General features: G+C 60.4%; 1 pseudogene. It reads left to right on the top strand.

Annotation, left to right across the window (positions count from 1 at the left end):
- Nucleotides 1–255 (top strand): annotated as a pseudogene (locus KW839_RS28235) (phospholipase); the annotation flags it as partial.

Genomic DNA, 255 nt, shown 5'->3' with positions numbered 1-255 from the left:
TGGGTTGGGAAATGCCCTTCAATCTGGCGGGAGTGGGCGGCGAAGCCAACCTGCCCGGCAAAGGCTCGATTCGTATCGCCGATCGAGCGCTGCAGCGCTCCACCGAAGCGCAATACACCGAAGACCGAGAGTGGTTTGCCCGCTGTGCGGTCACAGGCAGCAAAGCGCCGCAACAGGTCGCGAACGGCCTGCCAGCATTCGTCAGTCGTGGTTTCAGTTGGGAAGAAAGGGCTGAAATTTCCCACTGGGTGAAGT

It is taken from the genome of Pseudomonas sp. PDM31, from assembly GCF_019218965.1.
GTDB lineage: Bacteria > Pseudomonadota > Gammaproteobacteria > Pseudomonadales > Pseudomonadaceae > Aquipseudomonas.
This window is presented reverse-complemented; position numbering and strand designations above follow the sequence as displayed.